The organism is Mesorhizobium sp. WSM4816 (genome assembly GCF_055811535.1).
On record NZ_JBVVQR010000087.1, the window covers coordinates 1 to 1183 of the forward strand.

The 1183-nt window shown below is 65.8% G+C and carries 2 protein-coding genes; both read right to left on the reverse strand.

Annotated elements, in window-relative coordinates; all coding sequences use genetic code 11:
- On the reverse strand, positions 1–592 hold a 592-nt coding region (locus AC0L3H_RS32885), incomplete at its 3' end, for a tyrosine-type recombinase/integrase (protein WP_473588236.1).
- Positions 589–1183: tyrosine-type recombinase/integrase (locus AC0L3H_RS32890; RefSeq protein WP_473588237.1), on the reverse strand; the 595-nt coding region annotated here is incomplete at its 5' end. The genes AC0L3H_RS32885 and AC0L3H_RS32890, both read right to left, overlap by 4 nt.

Here is a 1183-nt window from a genome sequence, read left to right on the forward strand (position 1 = left end):
CCATGTTGGAGGTAAGGGGTGTGATCCGCTGCTTTCGCCCCTTTCCGATACAGCTGACATGAGCGCCGGAACCGAGGTGGATATCGGCGCAGTGAAGGCCGATCAGTTCGGACGCCCGCAGGCCGGTTTGGGCGGCGAGCCGAAGCAAGGCGTGGTCGCGCCGCCCGGTCCAGGTCGACCGCGCGGGGGCGGACAGCAATACATCGAGTTCCTCCTCCGTCAGGAACGTCACAAGCCGTCGCTCAAAACGCTTAGGCGGAATCGCGAGCACCCGTTCGATTGTCGCGGCGTACTCAGGATAACCAAGGGCGGCGAACCGGAACAACGACCGGATTGCGGCAAGCCGCGCATTCCGGGTCCGCGCGCTGTTGCCTCGATGACGCTCGAGGTGATCGAGGAAGTCGCCGACACACGCGGCATCGAGGTCGTTGAACTCCAGCCTGGAAGGCTCTGTGTCATGCCGCGCGGCGGCAAAGACCAGCATCAACCGCAGGGTGTCCCGATAGGCGGCGAGCGTATGCGGGCTGGCTTGCCGCTGCCGGATCAGGCGGTCGGTGAAGAACGCCTGCAAGGTCGCGCTGAGGGCGGTCATGCGCCGCCTCCGATCCGTCGTTCCAGACGATCACCGGCCAGTTGCAGCAATTCCGGAGCCGCCGAGAGATACCAGTACGTCTTGCCCGGATCGACGTGACCGAGATAGGTCGACAGCAGGGCAAGCCGGCGCCCCGGGTCGCCGCCGTCGCGATAAGCATCAAGAAGCGTGCGAACGGCAAACGCGTGCCGCAGGTCGTGGAGCCGTGGTCGGCACCCTGCCGAGCGCGGGGCGATGCCGACGCGACAGACGAGCTTCTGGAACGTGTTTTGAACGTTCACATAGAGCAGCCTAGTGCCGGCCGGTGAGACGAACAGGGCGGGCGTGTTCGGCGGCCGGCGGGGTCGATCGCGCCGGCGCAGATAATTGCCGACGGCCGCAACAGTGCTCGGATGTAACGCCAACTCGCGGGATTTTCCGAACTTTCCGCGCCGAATGGTGAGGCCGCCGCCGACCGCATCGAAGTCGTCGCGGTCCAGGCCGATCGCTTCTCCAACCCGCATTCCGGTCACGGCCAGCAAGCCGATCAGGGTCCGGTAGGTTGCTTCCCGATGCGGCGTGCGCAAGGCCGCGGTTGCCGTCATCAAGGCG